Origin of the sequence: Micromonospora sp. A202 (assembly GCF_006715105.1) — a bacterium.
Taxonomy (GTDB): domain Bacteria; phylum Actinomycetota; class Actinomycetes; order Mycobacteriales; family Micromonosporaceae; genus Micromonospora; species Micromonospora zamorensis.
In genome coordinates this window covers 4485075-4503252 of sequence record NZ_VFMP01000001.1, presented here as the reverse complement: position 1 = coordinate 4503252, position 18178 = coordinate 4485075, and the positions used below count along the sequence as shown (strand labels likewise).

General features: G+C 71.2%; 17 protein-coding genes. 5 read left to right on the top strand and 12 right to left on the bottom strand.

The genetic code is table 11. The annotated features are described in order from the left end of the window. Positions 1-92: 92 nt before the first annotated feature. From FBZ33_RS33100 to FBZ33_RS20685, 4 genes are all read right to left on the bottom strand, one after another. Positions 93-1730, bottom strand: coding sequence for a serine/threonine-protein kinase (locus FBZ33_RS33100; protein ID WP_255508986.1), 1638 nt, complete (start codon positions 1728-1730; stop codon positions 93-95). Between the two features lie 119 nt (positions 1731-1849). After that, entirely contained in the window at positions 1850-3553 is a 1704-nt protein-coding gene (locus FBZ33_RS20695) for a serine/threonine-protein kinase (protein ID WP_255508985.1), read from the bottom strand. A gap of 83 nt (positions 3554-3636) precedes the next feature. Continuing rightward, positions 3637-4971 (bottom strand): glycosyltransferase family 4 protein, encoded by a 1335-nt coding sequence (locus FBZ33_RS20690; protein WP_172862068.1) that lies wholly within the window; start codon positions 4969-4971, stop codon positions 3637-3639. A 137-nt stretch (positions 4972-5108) separates the two neighbouring features. Then, positions 5109-7052, bottom strand: a complete 1944-nt coding sequence (locus FBZ33_RS20685) for an amylo-alpha-1,6-glucosidase (RefSeq protein ID WP_141910356.1) — start codon at positions 7050-7052, stop codon at positions 5109-5111. A 42-nt stretch (positions 7053-7094) separates the two neighbouring features. Here FBZ33_RS20685 and FBZ33_RS20680 point away from each other — a divergent pair, with 42 nt between their 5' ends. Continuing rightward, complete coding sequence (locus tag FBZ33_RS20680) at positions 7095-9803, top strand: glucosidase (protein ID WP_141910355.1); 2709 nt, start codon at positions 7095-7097, stop codon at positions 9801-9803. Positions 9804-10015: 212 nt separating this feature from the next. Then, positions 10016-10462, top strand: coding sequence for a hypothetical protein (locus tag FBZ33_RS20675; RefSeq protein ID WP_141910354.1), 447 nt, complete (start codon positions 10016-10018; stop codon positions 10460-10462). Positions 10463-10528: 66 nt separating this feature from the next. Here FBZ33_RS20675 and FBZ33_RS20670 read toward each other — a convergent pair whose 3' ends face one another. Continuing rightward, positions 10529-10831 carry a hypothetical protein gene (locus tag FBZ33_RS20670; protein WP_088949133.1) on the bottom strand — a complete coding sequence of 101 codons (303 nt, stop codon included), beginning with the start codon at positions 10829-10831 and terminating at the stop codon, positions 10529-10531. A gap of 41 nt (positions 10832-10872) precedes the next feature. Beyond that, positions 10873-11250, bottom strand: a complete 378-nt coding sequence (locus tag FBZ33_RS20665; RefSeq protein ID WP_141910353.1) for a DoxX family protein — start codon at positions 11248-11250, stop codon at positions 10873-10875. A gap of 179 nt (positions 11251-11429) precedes the next feature. Between FBZ33_RS20665 and FBZ33_RS20660 the strand changes: the two genes are divergently transcribed. After that, positions 11430-12314 (top strand): RNA polymerase sigma-70 factor, encoded by an 885-nt coding sequence (locus FBZ33_RS20660; protein WP_221629499.1) that lies wholly within the window; start codon positions 11430-11432, stop codon positions 12312-12314. A 24-nt stretch (positions 12315-12338) separates the two neighbouring features. On the opposite strand, the gene FBZ33_RS20655 is transcribed toward FBZ33_RS20660, so the two are convergent. Then, positions 12339-13541, bottom strand: coding sequence for a low temperature requirement protein A (locus tag FBZ33_RS20655; protein ID WP_141910351.1), 1203 nt, complete (start codon positions 13539-13541; stop codon positions 12339-12341). Between the two features lie 190 nt (positions 13542-13731). On the opposite strand from FBZ33_RS20655, the gene FBZ33_RS20650 reads away from it, so the two are divergent. Further along, positions 13732-14355 carry a TetR/AcrR family transcriptional regulator gene (locus FBZ33_RS20650; protein WP_255508984.1) on the top strand — a complete coding sequence of 208 codons (624 nt, stop codon included), beginning with the start codon at positions 13732-13734 and terminating at the stop codon, positions 14353-14355. A gap of 43 nt (positions 14356-14398) precedes the next feature. After that, positions 14399-15109, top strand: a complete 711-nt coding sequence (locus FBZ33_RS20645) for an HAD family hydrolase (protein ID WP_141910349.1) — start codon at positions 14399-14401, stop codon at positions 15107-15109. A gap of 343 nt (positions 15110-15452) precedes the next feature. On the opposite strand, the gene FBZ33_RS20640 is transcribed toward FBZ33_RS20645, so the two are convergent. From FBZ33_RS20640 to FBZ33_RS20620, 5 genes are all read right to left on the bottom strand, one after another. Further along, the gene (locus FBZ33_RS20640; RefSeq protein ID WP_088949127.1) at positions 15453-15728 is read right to left on the bottom strand and encodes a hypothetical protein; all 276 of its coding nucleotides are present in this window, start codon (positions 15726-15728) and stop codon (positions 15453-15455) included. 47 nt (positions 15729-15775) lie between these two features. After that, entirely contained in the window at positions 15776-16207 is a 432-nt protein-coding gene (locus tag FBZ33_RS20635; RefSeq protein WP_141910348.1) for a hypothetical protein, read from the bottom strand. A gap of 186 nt (positions 16208-16393) precedes the next feature. Then, a complete protein-coding gene (locus tag FBZ33_RS20630; RefSeq protein ID WP_099855597.1) occupies positions 16394-17098 on the bottom strand; it encodes a VOC family protein in 705 nt (234 codons plus the stop codon). An 11-nt stretch (positions 17099-17109) separates the two neighbouring features. After that, complete coding sequence (locus tag FBZ33_RS20625; protein WP_141912837.1) at positions 17110-17292, bottom strand: DUF397 domain-containing protein; 183 nt, start codon at positions 17290-17292, stop codon at positions 17110-17112. Further along, positions 17286-18086 (bottom strand): helix-turn-helix transcriptional regulator, encoded by an 801-nt coding sequence (locus tag FBZ33_RS20620; protein WP_141910347.1) that lies wholly within the window; start codon positions 18084-18086, stop codon positions 17286-17288. Before FBZ33_RS20620 ends, FBZ33_RS20625 begins: the two co-directional genes overlap by 7 nt. Positions 18087-18178 lie beyond the last annotated feature (92 nt).

Sequence of the window (18178 nt, the reverse complement as noted above, 5' to 3'; positions counted from 1 at the left end):
CTCCCCAGGGATCTTGAGCGCCCAAAACTACGCCACTGTAGTCAGCCTCGGCGTCGCAGGGGCATCACCCGGAAGGTCCACATCGGACGCCGTCAGAGAGCGGGGGTGAAGCTCTGCCGGATCATCGGCAAGTATGCCGCGTTGACCTGCCAGTCGAACTCTTTTGTCAACCACGAGACGGTGTAGGAACGCTCGGCCGAGGTGTTGGCCAGCAACCGGAAACTGTGCACCTGTTCGCCTGCCGCGTTCTCCCAGCCGCACTCCCAGACAGCGCCGCCCTCGAAGATGTCCATCGCGGAGATGTCCACCTTGCGATAGCCGGGGAGCAGCCCGTCACCGGTGGCGAGTCGCGCCTCCTCGGCCTTCCAGTACGCCACCGGGTCGGCCCGCACCGGCCCGGACTCGACGCTGAGCACCCGGGCCCCGCCCGTCTCCCGGAAGCAGGTCACCGACCCCTCCGTCCAGCGCGCCCAGCCCACCGGCGCGGCGATCCGGAAGCCGGTCGGGTCGTCGTGCCAGGTCCAGCCGTCGCGTAGCCGGTACCGTGCCTCGGTCGGCGGCGCGACCGACGCCACCGGAGTGGACGTCGGCGGCGGTGGCGGTGGTGTCGCGCAGGCGAACGCGGCCGGCCGGGCGCTCGACGCGCCCCCACCGGCACCGGACGGTGGCGTCCGCTCGTCGTTGCGGTAGACCAGACCCACGGTGACGCCGCCGGCGACGAGGAGAGCGGTGGCCGCGCCGCCGAGAGCGATCAGGCGTCGTCGGCGTCTGCGGGGGCGGCTCGCCGGCCGACCGGCCGACGTCGGCGGGTGGTCGGGCGCACCGGCCGTGTCCACCGGGGCGGGCGACCTGGTACGGCCCGCGCTCCGCAGCGCCGCCACCGCCGAGGACATCGGTGGCGCGGCCGGCTGGTCGGGCTCCGCGGCCGCCTGCCGCAGCAGCGGCTCCGCCTCCGCGGCGGTCAACCGCCGCCAGGGGTCGCGTTGCAGCAGGCCGAGGAGCACGGGACGCAACGGCCCGGCCCGCCGCATCGGGTCCGGCGGCTCGGTGGCCAGCGCGCTGAGCGTCGCCATCGCGCTCGACCGGGCGTACGGGGACTGGCCCTCAACCGTCGCATAGAGCGTCGCGCCCAGCGACCACAGGTCGGTGCGTGGATCCGACACCCCTTCGCGGGCCCGCTCGGGGGCGACGAACTGCGGTGAGCCGAGCACGGTGCCCGGACCGGTCATCGCACCCTCACCACCGTCGAAGGTGGCCAGCCCGAAGTCGGTGAGCACCACCCGGCCGTCGTCGGCCACCAGCACGTTGTGCGGCTTCACATCGCGGTGCAGCACCCCGGCGGTGTGCGCGGCCCGCAACGCGGCCAGCACCGCCAACCCGACAAGAGCGGTGCGCTGCGGGCTCAGCGGCCCCTCGGCGCTGATGATCTGCTGCACCGACCGGGACTGCACGTACTCCATCACGATCCAGGGGCTCTCCCGGTCGTGCACCACGTCGTAGATGCGGACCACGTTGGGGTGGTTGAGCCGCGCGGCGGTGCGAGCCTCGCGCAGTGTCCGTAGTCGCAGCTCCTCGCGCTCGGCCTCGGCCAGCCAGGACGGCGGCACGACCTCCTTCACCGCCACGTCGCGATGCAGCATCTCATCGCGAGCAAGCCACACCCGGCCCATCCCGCCGGTGCCGACCAGGTCGAGCAGCCGGTACCGACCCGCGATCAGCAACTGCTGCACGGTCGCTCCCCCTTGGTCACCCCGGGTTACACGATAGCTACCGCGCCCGCTCTTTTCATCCGCTGAGCGGCCTCGATCCACGCCGGACGGTAGTCCGGATCATGACTGTACGGTGCAGGTCAGGGGGGTGGTCGGAAACTGTTTCGCACTGTCGTCCAGTCCGAGCTGGCCTTGGTCCAGTCCCTGTCGTCGGTGATCCAGGCCAGCGTCCACCGGCCTGCGCCGACGACCTGTTGCCGGGCGTGCAGCCATGCGCCGTACGGGGCCTGCCAGCGGCACTCCCACTCCGCCCCTCCGTCGGCGGCGGCGAGCCGGATCTCGTCGTACCCCGGCAGGGCGCCGGCCTGGGCAGCCACGTCGCGGACCGTGCGGAGTCGGACCAGCGGGTCGGTGTCGTCGCCGCTGGCGACGCTGAAGGCCCGGCCGGTGGTCGGGTCCTGAAAGCAGGCCACCGCGCCGTCGCGGGAGTAGTACCAGGTAGCCGGCACCGCAACCCGGAACCCGATGGTGTCGGCGTGCCAGACCCAGCCGGGTGGCGGGCGGAACCGTTCGCCCGCCGCGGGGGCGCCGGCCAGCACGGGCGCACCGGCCGCCTTCGGACGGACACACGGGAAGGGTGGCGGAGGAATGCCCGGGCCTCCCGGCGGTGGGCCGGGGCGGTCGGGGTCGTAACCGGGGCCCGGCCCGCCCGGGCCGCCACCACCGTCCGGCGGCCGTGCGGTGGGCCGGCTGGCGGTGCCCCTGGGCTCGTCACCGGTGACGGCCATCGCGGTGCCCACGCCGGCGGCGGCGGCCACCACCAGAGCCACGGCGATCAACGCCGCCCGGCGGATGGTGCGCTGCCGGGCTGGCGGGCGGGAGGCCGGTGGTGTGTCAGCCGGCGCGTTCAGAGCCCGGTCGCCCGGGTTCGCCGGCGGTTCGGGCGCGGGCAACGGGATCGTGAGGTCCTGGTCGTCCGGGTCATGCGCCTCGGGCCGGTCGCCCGAACCTGTCGACCCTTCGGCGGTCGGTTCGGTGCGCCCGGTCGCCGCGGCGGTGAGCAGCCGATGGGCCGCGTCGTGGTCGAGGCGGTCGTGCGGGTCGCGGCGCAGCAACCCGGCGAGGACCGGCGCGAGCTGCCCGGCGTGCGGAGCCGGGTCCGGCGGTCCGGCGGCCAGTGCGCTCAGGGTGGCCATGGCGGTGCTGCGGGCGTACGGGGAGCGACCCTCCACCGCGGCGTGCAGGGTCGCACCGAGCGACCACAGGTCGGCAGCCACCGTGGACACTCCCTCGGCGGCTCGCTCAGGGGCAACGTACTGCGGGGAGCCGAGGACCATGCCGGGGCGGGTCATCGCACCGTCGCCGCCGTCGAAGGTGGCCAGCCCGAAGTCGGTGAGCATCACCCGCCCGTCGTGCGCCACGAGCACGTTCTGCGGTTTGATGTCGCGGTGCAGCACCCCGGCGGTGTGCGCGGCGTGCAGCGCGTCGAGCACGGCCAGGCCGATCCGGGCCGCGCGGGCCGGTTCGAGCGGCCCCTCGGCGTCCACAACGTCCTGAAGGGTGCGGGACGGGACGTACTCCATCACGATCCATGGGCTGCCGTCGACCGCGACGACGTCGTAGAGCCGGACCACGGCGGGGTGGTTGAGTCGAGCTGCGGCGCGCGCCTCCCGCAGGGTGCGCGAGCGCAACTCGTCCCGTTCGCGATCGGCCAGCCAACTCGGCGGCACGATCTCCTTGACCGCGACCTCGCGATGCAGCATCTCGTCGCGGGCACGCCACACCCGGCCCATGCCCCCGCGACCCACCAGGTCGAGCAGCCGGTACCGATCCGCGATCAGCACCTGCGCACGCACCTCCTCAGCCGCTGTCCGGGCTACACCCTAACCAGCGGATCGGAAGTCACCAATCGGTCGTCCGCTTCGGCTCAGCAGGCGGCGTGGCCGTCGCGCGCCAGAAGGTTGCCCTCGGGGATGGCAATCCGGGTGCGCCCACCGGCCAGTTGGGCTGCCGCCCGACGGGCCTGCAACGGGCCGTGTTCCCTGCGTGCGGCGGCGTAGCTGGCGGCCGTACGGGCCGCGATGGTGGCCCACCCGTAGCGCTCGCCGACCATGGTGCGGGCCCGGCGGGCCACCCGCCGGGCGAAGACCTCGTCACCGAGCAGTTGACCGACCGCTCCGGCGAGCGCGTCCGGGTCGCTGTGCGGGAACGTCACCCCGGTGACACCGGGCTCGACGATCTCGGCGAGACCGCCGGTGCGGGCCACGGCGAGGGGCGCCCCGGCGGCCGCCGCCTCCAGCGCCACCATGCCGAACGGCTCGTAGAGGCTGGGCACCACTGTCGCGTCGGTGGCACCGAGCATGGCCGGCAACTGGGTGGAGTCGAGGAAACCGGTGAACCGTACGGTCGAGCTGAGCGCCAGCCGTCGGGCCTCCGCCTCCAACTCGGCTCGGTACGGCCCGTCGCCGGCGATCACCACCCGCAGCCCCGGGTGCCGCTCGCGGAGCCGCGGCACCGCGTGCACCAGGTGCTGGACGCCCTTCTCGTAGACCAGCCGCCCGGCGTACCCGACCAACGGGCCGTCCCCGGCGAACCGTGCGCGGGCCGACGCGACCGCCCTCGGCCGGGCCCGCCAGGCCCTGTTGTCGACCCCGTTGGGCACCACGTCCACCTGCGCGGTCGGTACGTCGAACAGTGCGGTGACCTGGTCGCGCATGTACCCCGAGCAGGTGATCACCCGGATGGAGGAGCCGCTGAGCCAGTGCTCGACGCCGTGGATGGTGCGGTTCATCTCCTCCGGGAGCCAGCCCTGGTGTCGGCCGGCCTCGGTGGCGTGGATGGTGGTGACCAGCGGCAGGTCCAGGTGATCGGCCACTGTGATGGCGGTGTGGGCGACCAGCCAGTCGTGGGCGTGGATGACGTCGTAGGCGCCGGCTTCGGTGGCGCGCAGGGCGGTGCGGGTGAGGGTGTGGTTGAAGGCCATGGTCCAGGCCAGCAGTGAGCCGGTGGCGAGGGGGAAGGCGACCGGGTCTTCGGGGGCGCGCAGGATGCGCACGCCGTCGGCGTACTCCTCCAGGGGCGCGCCGTCGGCATGACGGGTGACGACGGTGACCTCGTGGCCGGCGGCGGCCAACGCCACCGACAACGCGTGCACGTGTCGGCCCAGGCCGCCGACGAGCACTGGCGGATACTCCCAGGAGAGCATCAGCACCCGCAGTTGCCGGGCGGCGTGGATGTCGATCACGTGGGCGTCGGGTGACATGCGGCCCCCTTTGAGTTGTCCCCGGGCGCGCGCCGACCGACACCGGAGTCGATGTCGCCGTCGCGTCTGGATCGGGGCCAATCCTGCCGGGATCGAGATAACCAGCGGAGACACCACCGTTGCGGTCGTGTAAAGCGCTACTGGCCCTTTCGGCGCACCCGCAGCAGCTCGGCCACCGACCACGCCTGGAATGGGCAGCCGGTCGCGGCGTGCGGCGCGAGGCCGTCGGCCGTCTCGCTTACCGAGCCTAGCCCATATTCGGTCAGATGGGCCTCAATGCCGATGAATACGTCATCGACCGACATCTTGCTCCGGCGGCATGCGTCCACGTACGGCCCGAGCAGCCAGGGCCAGACGGTGCCCTGGTGGTAGCCACCGTCGCGCTCGGCAGGACCACCCCGGTGCCGGCCCACGAACTCCGCTGAATCCGGGGCGAGGCTGCGCGGCCCGAGCGGGGTGAGCAGACCGTTTCCGACGCGGCGGAGCGTCGCCTCGTCCGGCTCCATCGGTGCGTACGGCAACGACCAGGCCAGCAGTTGGTTGGGTCGCAACGCGTCGTCGTCGTGCAGGGCGGCCCCACCGAGCGGGTACGCCGGCGCGGGCGCGTCCAGCACGTCGTGCAGCCAGCCGGTCGGCGACGGGAAACGCTCCCGGAACGAGGCGGTCGCCTGCCCGTGCCGTCGCCACAGGTCGTCCGCGTCCTGCCCGGCCAACTCGCTCAGCTCCGCGAGCCCGGCCAACCCGTTGATCCACAACGCGTTGACCTCGACTGGCTTGCCGGTACGCGGGGTGACCGGCACCCCGTACACCCGGGCGTCCATCCAGGTGAGCGCGGTGCCGGGGGCGCCCTGGGTGAGCAGCCCGTCGGCCGGGTCGACGGAGATCCCGTACCGGGTGCCCGCCACGTGGGCGTCGATCACGGCACGCAGCGCGGGCAGCAACTCGTCACCGAGGTCGGTGTCACCGGTGACGGTGACGTGCCGGCTCACCGCGTGCAGGAACCACAGCGTGCCGTCGACGGTGTTGTACTCCACCCGACCGGTGTCGGCCGTGTTGGCCAGCATCCCCTCGGACAGCGTCGCCGCGTACGACCGCAGCAGCTCCCGGCCCTCGTCGGCGCGAGTCGTGCAGAGGAACAACCCCTCGTACGAGATCATCGTGTCCCGGGACCACGCCCCGAACCACGGGTAGCCGGCCACCACGTCGACGGCCCTGCCCCCGGGCCGCACCACGAAGGCGTCCGCGGCCAGCGTGAGCGTCGCCTCCACCGGGTCTGCCGGCTTCGCCGCTGCCACCACCTGCCGGTTGCGCCGTCGGGCCGCCTCCACGATCTCGGCGGCCGGCGGCGGCTCCTCGTCGAGTCGACCGGCCCAGGCCCGCACCGACACCGTGTCGCCGGGGCGTTCCAGCTCGCCGACGAAGCGCCCCGCGTACCAGAGGTCCTCGTCCGCGTTCAGACCACGGTTGGCCTCCTCGCGGTGGTGCACGCCCAGCCACCACTGCCCCTCGGGCGCCCAGCCCGGGCCGGCCAGCCGGTACGCGCCCTCGACCACCGCGCCGTCGGCCACCGCCTCGACCTGCGGGGTCGGGCCGTCGGCCCGCCGTTCGCCGTGCGCGTCACGCCAGGTGCAGGCTGCCGACAGCTCCAGCCGGACGGGCCCGCCGGCGACCAGCCGGTGCACCACCGCCACGCAGGAGCGGCCGGGCAGCATGGCCAGCTCCCGTTCGATCACCACCGCGCCGATCCGCCACCGCCACCGGGGCAGCCCGTCGACCAGGTCGAAGCGCTCCAGCAACTCGAAACCGCGCGGGTCCACGACGCCGGAGGACCACTCGTGCGCGCCGAGCCGTACCCGCGCGCCGGACGGCAGCGTGACCGCCGGGTCGAGACTGACCAGTCCCACCTGACGGGAGGCCGGAGTTTCGCCGGGAACCACCAGCAGACCGTGGTAGCGGCGCGTCCGGAGCCCGCCGACGGTGCCCATCGCATATCCGCCGAGGCCGTCGGGAACCAGCCACTCCCGGCTCGCGGCGCTGCTCAGATCGCCGCAGACCTGTGGGCCGAAGTGCATGTCGATCAACTTTCCTCCATCGGCGGCGGGGTGTAACACGCCACGACGAGAATGGCCGCTGTGGTCAAGTACCGCGGCGACGTCAAAGATGTGCACGTGATCACTGACCGATCGTCCTCCGACGCCTCGCCACCCGACGCTGAGCGGCTCCGGCTCGCCCAGGCCGACTCGGGGGAGCAGGACTGGCGCGCATGGGGTCCCTATCTGTCCGAACGGGCGTGGGGGACGGTACGGGAGGACTACAGCGAGCACGGTACGGCCTGGGACTACTTCCCGCATGACCACGCGCGGTCCAGAGCTTACCGGTGGAATGAAGACGGGATGGCCGGCGTCTGCGACGAACGACAGACCTTCGCCTTCGCCCTCGCGCTGTGGAACGGCAAGGACCCGATCCTCAAGGAGCGGATGTTCGGCCTCGGCGGCGACGGCGGCAACCACGGCGAGGACGTCAAGGAGTACTGGTGGTACGAGGACTCCACGCCCACCCACTCCTGGATGCGCTGGCGCTACCACTACCCCCAGGCAGCCTTCCCGTACGACGAACTCGTCGCGGTGAACGCGTTGCGCGGCCGTGACGACACCGAGTACGAGCTGGTGGACACCGGGATCTTCGACGACGACCGGTACTGGGCGGTGACAGTCGACTACGCCAAGGCGTCCCCGACCGACCTCTGCATGGTGGTGACCGTCGCCAACCGGGGCGACCGGGCGGCCACCCTGCACGTGCTGCCCACCCTGTGGTTCCGCAACACCTGGGCCTGGGGCCTGCCCGGCGGCGACCGGATCCCGCGACTGACCGGCCAGGGCACCCGGCTCGTCGGCGAGCACCGGGTGCTCGGCCAACTGCTGCTGGAGGGCGACGGCGGGCCGGTGCCACTGCTCTGTGACAACGACACCAACGCCGAACGACTCTGGGGCCTGCCCGGCCGCTCGCCGTACCCGAAGGACGGCATCAACGACCACGTCGTCAACGGCGCGGCCACTGTCAACCCTGCGCGGGAGGGCACCAAGGGCGCGCTGCACTACGTGCTCGACGTGCCGGCCGGCGGGCAGCGCCAGATCCGGCTGCGGCTGACCCGCACCGCGTCACCACCGGCCGCCGCGCCGCCGCCCCCGGCCGACCTCAGCGACGGCTTCGAGGCCGTGGTCTGGGCGCGGCGGGCCGAGGCGAACCGGTTCTTCGCCGGGGTGATCCCGCCGGCCGCCACCGCCGACGAGGCGCTGGTGGCACGGCAGGCCATCGCCGGGCTGATGTGGGGCAAGCAGTTCTACCACTTCGACGTCAAACGCTGGCTCGAAGGCGACCCGGGCTCGACACCGCCGCCGGCCGGTCGCCGACACGGGCGTAACAGCGCCTGGTGGCACATGACCAGCTTCGACGTCATCTCCATGCCCGACCCCTGGGAATACCCGTGGTACGCGGCCTGGGACCTGGCCTTCCACTGCGTGAGCATCGCCCGGGTCGACCCGGGCTTCGCCAAGGAACAACTGCTGCTCCTGCTCCGCGAGTGGTACCTGCACCCCAACGGGCAGATCCCGGCGTACGAGTGGGCGTTCGGTGACGTGAACCCGCCGGTGCACGCGTGGGCGGCGTTGAAGGTGTTCGAGATCGACGGCGGCCGGGACTACGACTTCCTGGCCCGGGTGATGCACAAGCTGCTGCTCAACTTCACCTGGTGGGTCAACCGCAAGGACACCGGCGGCAACAACGTCTTCGAGGGCGGCTTCCTCGGGCTGGACAACGTCGGCCCGTTCGACCGCTCGGCGGCGCTGCCGGTCGCCGGCGTGCTGGAGCAGTCCGACGGCACCGGCTGGATGGGCATGTACGCGCTCAACCTGCTGGACATGGCCATCGTCCTCGCCGAGCACGACCGGACCTGGGTGGACACCGCCACCAAGTTCTTCGAGCACTTCGCGTACATCGCCGCAGCCGCGTACGAGCAGGGGCTGTGGGACGACGAGGACGCCTTCTTCTACGACGTGCTGCGCCTCGCCGACGGCACGAAGGTGCCGCTGAAGGTCCGTTCGGTGGTCGGGCTGCTGCCGTTGGCCGCCACCACCCGGCTCACCGCGAAGACCCTGCACCGCCTGCCGGAGCTGGGCGCGCGGTTGCGCTGGTTCCTCACCAACCGCCCGGAGTACGCCCAGGTGATCGGCACCCGCAGGCTCGGCCCCGACGGCCGGCAGCAGCGGCTGCTGTCCATGGTGGGCCCGGAGCAGGTGGTCCGGCTGCTCGCCCGGATGCTGGACCCCGACGAGTTCCTCTCCGACTTCGGTCTGCGTACGCTGTCCCGCGCGCACCTGGACAAGCCGTTCTCGGTCAGCCTCGGCGGGCAGGAGTTCTCCGTCGGCTACGAACCGGCCGAGTCGACCAGCGGCCTGTTCGGCGGCAACTCGAACTGGCGCGGTCCGATCTGGATGCCGACGAACTTCCTGCTGATCAGCGCGTTGCGCGACTACGCCGCGTTCTTCGGCGACGACCTCCAGGTGGAGTACCCGACCCGCTCCGGGGTGAAGCGGACGCTGGACGAGATCGCCGACGACCTCTCCGCCCGGCTGATCTCGCTCTTCACCCAGGACGACTGGGGGCGGCGGCCCATCTACGGCGCGTGCCAGCTCTTCCAGACCCACCCCGACTGGCGGGACCTGGTGGCGTTCCCCGAGTATTTCCACGGCGACAACGGGGCCGGTCTGGGCGCCTGGCACCAGACCGGCTGGACAGCACTGGTCGCCGACCTGATCCTCACCCTGCGCCGCTGACCGTCAGCGTTACCCGCCCGCCCGCCCCGCCCCGCCCGCTGCCCCGCAAGATCCGCGCAACTTCCCGGATGTTGCTGTCTCGGAGCCGCCGAAGGCAGCAACATCAGGGAAAGTGCGCGAATCTTGCAGGTGCATCCGAGCCCCGCCGCTCACGGCGCGAACATGCGCTTCCTTCACTATCGTCATCGGCTGTGGGGGAGTCGGTGAAACCGGTGGGTGAAGTCCACGTCCTCGGGCAGTCGCGGGCCTGGCCCGCCATCGCGATCCCGAGCGCGGCCCTGGTCGTGATGATCGTCGTCGGGGTGCTCTTCGACCTGGTCAACTGGACCGTCATGGCGTTTGGCGCCGCCTCGATCATCGTCGCCTTCACTCGTCGGCGAAACGCGGTGTTCGCTGACGATCTGGGGCTGCTGATCCGCGATCGCGGTGGCCTGCGCCGCTCGTACGCCTGGAATGAGATCGAGCGCATGGGCTGGATGGACGCGGGGATGTGGGGGAGCAGCCTGTCGGTCTACCCCCGAGGTGGTCCCTACGACGTGCCGGGGCCGAACGCGTCGATCAACGTGGGGCGCATCTGGCGGCCCAGGCGTCGGCACCTCGCGGACCCGCTGCCCACGTTGCTCGAAACCCACGGCATCAAGACACTGTTCGACCGCTGACCCCGTCTCGTGTGCCAGGTCCTCCGGTCTGCCCCACGCGAACTCGCGTGCAGAACACGAAACGCGCTAGTCGTCCCTAGCAACCTGCCCGGCGTTCCATCGGTGGCGGCGGAATGCCGCGACTGCGACAGCCACCGCGACGAGCAGTGCGGTGGCGCCCTTCCAGGCACGCTCGAACCACGGTCGGTCGTCGCCGAACGCCGCCTCACCAGCTGTCATGAGCCAGAGGCCCACCCACGCCCACTGCCAGCCGCGTGGCCGGGAGAAATGTTTCGGTGAGTCGGAGCTTGCGCCGTACACAGCAACCGAGGCGCCGATGACGATGAGCAGCGGCGGGCCGAAGCGCGAGACGGCCTCCCACAGGGACACCGAGCGATCATGGCAGCCGTCCCATCAATCCACCAGGGCCGTCAGAAGGGCTCGGGTCCGAGTCGGCCCCAGGCCACGAAGGCGGCCAGGGCGAGGTAGAACAGATTCAGCACGATGAACTTTGCCTCGTTGTGACGCAGGTGGGTGATCATCGCGCCGATCATCAGTAGCACCCAGCAGATGGCGGTCACCGGCACCAGCACCGGTGCGATGTCCAGCACGGCGGGCAGGATCAGACCGACCGCGGCCAGGATTTCGAGGACTCCGAGGGTCTTGACGAAGTTGACACTCGCGGTCTCCGTCCACCCTCCGCCGTTGGCCCGGGCCAGCTTCTCCTTAGGTACGAACGTCTTGGTGATGCCGCCGGCCAGGGCGACTGCGGCCAACAGTCCGGCTGCGATCCACAGAGCCAGGTTCATGATCTTCCTTCCGGTTCGGGTCGAACACGAGACACCGCCGGCCCGCTCGTTGTGACGGCTCGACACGTGACGTGGCGCACGGCGCGGCGGTGTCACGCCAGGCGGGGGAGCGGTGTCCTGTGGGAGGCACAGCCGAGATCGACGAGACTGGAGGCGGCATGGAAGCCGGGGGAGAAGTCATGAGTGAGGGCGGCCCTGCTGTCGACGCGTTCGTCGCGCACCGGAACCTGCTCTTCACTGTCGCCTACGAGATGCTCGGCTCGGCCGCCGACGCCGAGGACGTACTCCAGGAAACCTGGCTGCGGTGGGCGGACGCCGACCTCGCGATGGTGCGGGATCAGCGCGCCTACCTGGTCCGGATCACCACCCGCCAGTCGCTCAACCGGCTGCGGACGGTCGGCCGGCGCAGGGAGTCCTACGTCGGCTCGTGGTTGCCCGAGCCGCTGCTGACCGCGCCCGACGTCGCCGACGACGTCGAACTGGCCGAGAGCGTCTCGATGGCCATGATGCTGGTGCTGGAGACGCTCGCACCGATCGAGCGGGCGGTGTTCGTACTCCGTGAGGTCTTCGACCTGGCCTACGACGAGATCGCCCAGGCGGTCGACAAGAGCCCGGCCGCGGTCCGCCAGATCGCCCACCGGGCGCGGGCGCATGTCGCCGCGCGTCGACCCCGGGGAGTGGTTTCGGCAGCCGACACCCGACGGGTGCTCGACGCGTTCCAGCGGGCGATCGAGACCGGCGACGTGCAGGGCCTGCTCGACGTCCTCGCGCCGGATGTCGTGCTCGTGGGCGACGGCGGCGGTATCAGACAGGCGCTGCTGCGGCCGGTCGCCGGGGCTGACAAGGTGGCCCGCCTGCTGGCCAGCAGGCAGTTCCAGGTCGCTGCCCTGTCGCTGCACCCGGCCCAGGTGAATGGCTTCCCGGCGCTGGTGTTCCGATCCGACGGCGAGATCGACACGGTAGTGGCGCTGCGTATCGACGATGGCCTCGTCAGCGGGCTCTACGCCGTGCGTAACCCGGAGAAGTTGTCGCACATGCGGAGCGAGAACGCGCTGCGCCGGTGAGCCGCGACCCTCGGCCGTCGGCAACTAGAACGGAGGCGTGGGCGTCTCCGCTGGCTGTCGACGTGAGCGCCGTGTGTCCGCTGTGACGACGCCGAGCAGCACCACGGCGGCCGCGGCGCCGGCGGTGAGCGGTGCGAGGTGCACCGTCACCGGCACCAGCAGGCCGAGGGCCAGCAGGCCGGCCGTCCGGGAGCGGGAAACCCGGGCGAACACCTGGTACTCCAGGGCCGAGCGTCCGGCGAGGAAGAGCGCGGGGCCGCCGAGGATGGCGATGAGCCAGACCGCCGGGAGGTGGCCGAGCGGTTCGGTGATGAACAGTTCGAAGCCGACGCCGGTCAGCACTATCCCCGCGATCATGACCATGTGGGCGAACGCCATTTCGGTAGCGAGCCGTGCGGCGTTGCGGGAGCGGTCGATGGCCGCATCCAGCATCCCTCCCGCCGCATGGAAGTAGATCCGCCAGAGCAGGACGGTGCTCGCCAGCGCCAGGACGAATCCGCCCGTCTGGTCGGCGTGGAACTCGCTGCCGCTGAAGGCGAGCCCGATGACGAAGATCGCCTCGCCGAGCGCGATGAGGAGGAACTGCTGGTAGCGCTCGGCCAGGTGCTCGGCCGCGATCATCTGGACGCCGAGCCGTTGCGCGCCGAGCCGGGGAGTGGGCCACCCGAGCAGCAGCCCGGTGTAGTCGATCAGCACGGCGGCGGTCCAGAGAGCCGCGCGAACCGTGCCGTCGTTGACCAGCCCGCCGACCACCCAGAGTGGTGCGCTCAAGCCGAACCAGAACAGGATCCGGATGGACTGTTGCGGATCCGGTCGGCCGTGCCCGGCGACGTGGAAGTAGACCACTCGGCCGATTTGGAGGGTCACGAAGGTGATGGCGAACAGTGCGGCCCGCGCGCCGAAGGCGTTGGGCACCGCGACGGCCATCGTCATGGAGCCGACCAACGTCATGACGATCACGGTCTGGACGACCGGCGCCTCCGGGTCCAGCCAACTGGTCGACCAGACCGTCACCGACCAGACCGCCCACAGCGCCAGGAACAGCAGCAGAGCCTGACCGAGGCCCGCGTAGACGCCGCGCTGGGCGTCGGTGAAGTCGGCGATCAGGCGAGCGGAGATCCGGGTGAGGGCGAAGACGAAGACCAGGTCGAGGAAGAGCTCCAGAAAGGTCGCCCGCTGCCGAGTGGCCCCACTGCGCAGCAACCCGTCGCTGGATTGCCTCCTCATCGGCCTGCCACGGGCCGGCGCCGTCGAACGACCACGTGCCCTCCCGTCCCGGTGATCTCCTCGCTCAACGAGCAACGGGTGGGCTGTGGCACGCGGAGAAAGAGCCCGGCCGCAGGGGCCTTCCATCCCCAACAGTCACCAATCCGTCACCAGGCAGCTACGACAGGTGTGCGCCCTTACGCTCGTGGGCGTGCCCGGACCTGCCGAGAAGGCCACCGAACAGGACCGGCGCGACCTCATCGTCGCGGTCGCGCGAGAGCTGGCCGAGGCGGAGGGCTGGGCGGGGGTGACCACCCGACGGTTGGCCGAGCGGGCCGAGGTCGACGTCGGTGACCTCTACCGGCACTTCGCGGATCTGGAGGCGCTGCTCGCCGCCGTCGCCGTGTGCGCCTTCGCCGACCTGGCCGCCGACCTGGCGGAGGCGCACGCGGAAGCCGTCGAGGGTCCCGAGGGGGCCTGGCCGGCGGTGGCGACCGCGTACCTCGACTTCGCGTACACGAATCCCGAGGTCTATGACGCGATGCTCGCGCTGACCCCCGACCTGGCCCTCGGCGTCGATGGCGTGCCGGCCGCGCCCAGGGCGGTCTTCGCCGAGCTGCGGGCGGCCCTGACCCCGCTGGCCGAGGGGCGTGACCCGGACGTGCTGGCCGAGATGGGCTGGAGCCTGCTGCACGGTGTGGTGATGCTGACCAGGGGTGGGCGGCTGCGCCCCGACGCGCAGGAGGAGCGGGAGACGATGATCGCGGAACGGTTGCTGCGGTGGCCCCGACCGGTGGGCGGAAAGTCGCTGGGTACGTCGGACGATCTGCCCTAAAGTCCCCGATCGTCGGAGGAGTTGATCACGAGGAGCTGGCGGCATGACGGTGGACGCGACGGCGCGGCGGCAGGCGAAGGTGCTGATCTTCGATGCGGACGACACGTTATGGGAGAACAACGTCGTCTTCGAGCGGGTGATCGACGACTTCCTGGCCTGGCTGGACCACCCCACCCTGGACCGGGCCGAGTTGCGGGCCGTTCTCGACGACATCGAGCGGGCCAACGCGGTGGCGCACGGCTACGGCAGCAAGGTGTTCCTGCGCAGTCTGGCGGAGTGCCTGGAGCGGCTGCGCGAACGGTCCGCGACTGAGTTCGAGCGTCAGGAGATCGACCGACTGGCCGTGGCACTCGTCGAACACCGGGTGGAGCTGATGCCCGGTGTGGCCGAGGCGCTCGACGAACTGGCCGTCCGGCACGAGCTGCTGCTGCTGACCAAGGGGGATCAGGCGGAGCAGCAGCGCAAGCTCGACGCCTGTGGCCTGCTGCACCACTTCCGGGCCGCGCACATCGTCGCCGAGAAGAACGTCGAGACCTACCGATGGCTGGTGCGGGAGCACGGCTTCGACCCGTCCGGTGCCTGGATGATCGGCAACTCCCCGAAGTCGGACATCCTGCCGGCACGGGCTGCCGGGCTGAACGCGGTGTTCATCCCGAACGAGAACACCTGGGTGCTGGAGGACGACGAACTGGACCCGACCGACACCGGCGTCCTGCGGCTGGCCTCGTTCCGCGACCTGCTGCGGCACTTCTGACCCCACCGAAGCCGAACAGCGCCCGCGATCATGATCGTGTTACGCCCACATGCCGGTTTTTCAACCTGGGGTAAGTCACGCCCCGGGCCGTACGGCTCGGCTTGTCCGGCCGTCGCGACCCCGCCTAGCCTGGGCCGGCGTTCACGACCCTTCGAGGTGTGTCGGGGCGCACCGGCGTTCGGCGGGTGGGCACCGTGGAGCTGAGTGCAGAGCGGCCGGCTATCCCCATTGCCGCGCGTGGCCCCGTGCCACGCCCGAGCGGCGGGGCGCCGTAGCTGTCCGCTCCTCTGCCGGACAGCCGGGGGTCAGGGCCGGGTAGTTGCGGACCCGGTCCTGACCCGACTCAGCCGGCCTCGCCCCGGACGATCGCCACCGCCACTTTGCAGAACTCGTCCATGTCCGGGTTGAACCCGGCCGCGATGTCGGGATGCAACCCGGAGCGGGTCTCCTCCAACAGTCGCTGGCAGACCTGCTCGACCGGCTCACCGGCGTAACCGCTGCGGATCCGGTCGGTGGCCGCCTGAAGCGCCGAGGTCAGCTGGTCCTCCAGCGGGCCCCGCAGCTTCTGCTGCACAGGGTCGAGCCCGCGGGGGTCGAGCGTGACATGTGGCTCCGACATCGGTGCTCCCTTCGTCGGCGTCCGCGGTACCCCACCACGGACGTCGGTCAAACCCCGGTCGGTACGGCGGCGACCCGCACCTGGTACGAACAGTCCTCCGCCGGTTCCTCGTGGTACGACAATCGGCGGATCTGCCGGTCGTCGGTGTAGAGGGCGACGTCCACCAGGACGCCGAGGTGGGTGAGGCCGATGGACGACACCCGCTTCTTGTCCTGCAGGACCGCGCAGACGCCGCCGAGCAGGGTGCTGGCGTCGGCCGTACGGTGCCCGGGTGGGCAGCGCAGGACCAGGTCCACCTCGATCGGCCCGGGCAACGGCGTCCAGCCGGTGCGCTGGGCCGCGGTGAGAGCGGCCTGGAGCAGGGTGCGAACCCTCGTCGCCTGCCGATGCCCGGCGGCGAAGATGGACAACGCTTCGGTCTTGACCGGTGGCAGGCCGCTCACCTCGAACGTCAGGGCGAGAGCGCGGGTGTCCTGCACGACGGCACCTCCTCGTTGGGACGATCCTGCCGAACCGGGGCAGCGGCGGTGGGACGTTCCCGCGATTACCAACCGATCGGGCAGGCTGGGGGTCGGCCGGAGGCGTGTCGACGGCGGCGGCGAACGCGCTGACTGCGGCGCTAGGAAAACGCTAGCTGACGTCGCCCGCGCTCGGTAGTCGGTCGTTCACCCGGTTGGCCGCGGCGTGAAGGCACAGAACTCGTTGCCCTCCGGGTCGGCCAGCACCCACCACCAGTGGGCCTTGTCGACCGGCTCCCGCAGCAGTGTCGCACCTGCGGCGAGCAGCGCGGTCGGCTCCGGGTCGACCAGGTCGACGTCCCAGTGCAGCCGGTTCTTGACCGTCTTTGGCTCGGGCACCCCGGCGAACACCCAGTAGTCCCAGGGGAACCCGGACGCGCCGACCACCCCCGCGTGGGTCCCCTCGTCCTCGACGGTGCCGCCGACCACCCCGGCCCACCAGGTCGCCTGCGCGACCGGGTCGATCGAGTCGACGACCAGCTCGAACGGGCCCGGCCGGGCGCCGTCGCGAGCCGGGAACGCACAGAACGGGTTGCCCTCCGGGTCTTCCAGCACCCACCAGGTCACCTCGCCGCTCGGCTCGCGGACCAGTCGGGCGCCGTCCGCGAGCAGCGCCGCCGGGTCCGCGTCGGCCAACCGCAGATCCAGGTGTACGCGGGTCTTGCCGACCCTCGGCTCGGGCACCCGGTTCACCCAGATCGACTCGGCGTTCGAGCGCGCCGAGCGCGGGTCCACCCGGGTGTCGCCGTCGCCGGCATCGGCCACGTCACCGTCGAGCATCCGGGCCCAGAAGGCGCCCAGGGCGAGCGGGTCGGCGGCGTCCAGACATAGGTCCTTGAAGCGCGCGATCATTTCTGTGTGGCTCAGTGCTGCTTGGCGTAGCGGATGAACGCCTTCCAGGCCGTCGGATCGACGTGCAGGGTGCCGCCGTCGCGGTCCTTGGTGTCGCGCACCAGCACCACGCTCGGCAGGTTGTCGGCGACCTCGACGCAGGACCCGCCGTTGCCGCCGGACCGGGTCGACTTCCGCCACTGTGGGGTCAGCATGCCCATGACTTCGCCACTCCCTTGATCAGCTCGGTTGACTGCCGGCGGGGGAGCGCCTCGTTCCGCACGATCTCCCACGTCTTCGCCAGCTTAGCGACGTCGGTCGGTGCATCGACGAACTGCGCCGTGAGCTGGTTGTCGGCGTGAGCAACCCGCTCACCGTCGGGCATCTCGGCGATGATGAACTGACCGGCGAGCCCCAGGTGCATCCCAGCATCCACCGGCACGATGTGCACCTGGATATGCTCCGCCGTCGCTAACTGGACCAGGTGCTCGCACTGCTCGACCATGAGACCCGGCTGGTCGAGCACCGGCCGGCGCAGCACCGCCTCGTCCAGCACGGCGATGAGCTGTGGCGGGCGTGGGCGTTGCAGGATCGCCTGGCGCTCCAGCCGGGAGGCGACGATCCGGTCCACATCCTCGGCGTCGAACCGGCCACCGGCCAGCGTCGCACGGGCGTACCGCTCGGTCTGGAGCAGGCCCGGCACGTACGCCAGCTCGAACCAGCGCAGCGTGGTCGCCTCTCGCTCGAACTCGATCCACTCGCGCAGCCAGGCCGGCTCGGCGTCGAGCCGGGCCAACCCGTCCAGCATGCGGAGGAAGCGTCCCCCGGTCTGGTGGTGGGTGTCGACCGCCCGCATGTACTCCTTCGTGGGCGGTCGCCCGCCGGTCTCCACCGAGCTGACGTGCGAACCCGAATAACCGATGCCCCTGCCGAAGTCGTCCTGACTGAGCCCGAACCCCGTCCGGAACAGACGCAGTTCCTCCAGTACGTAGTCGGTGACCGTCCCCATCGATTCCCCAACCTTCGCTCAGTCTGGCTCGGCGTGTCCCCCAGGGGTGCTCACCTGAACCGCTGAGCTGCACAAATGGCGCGAGCACGTAT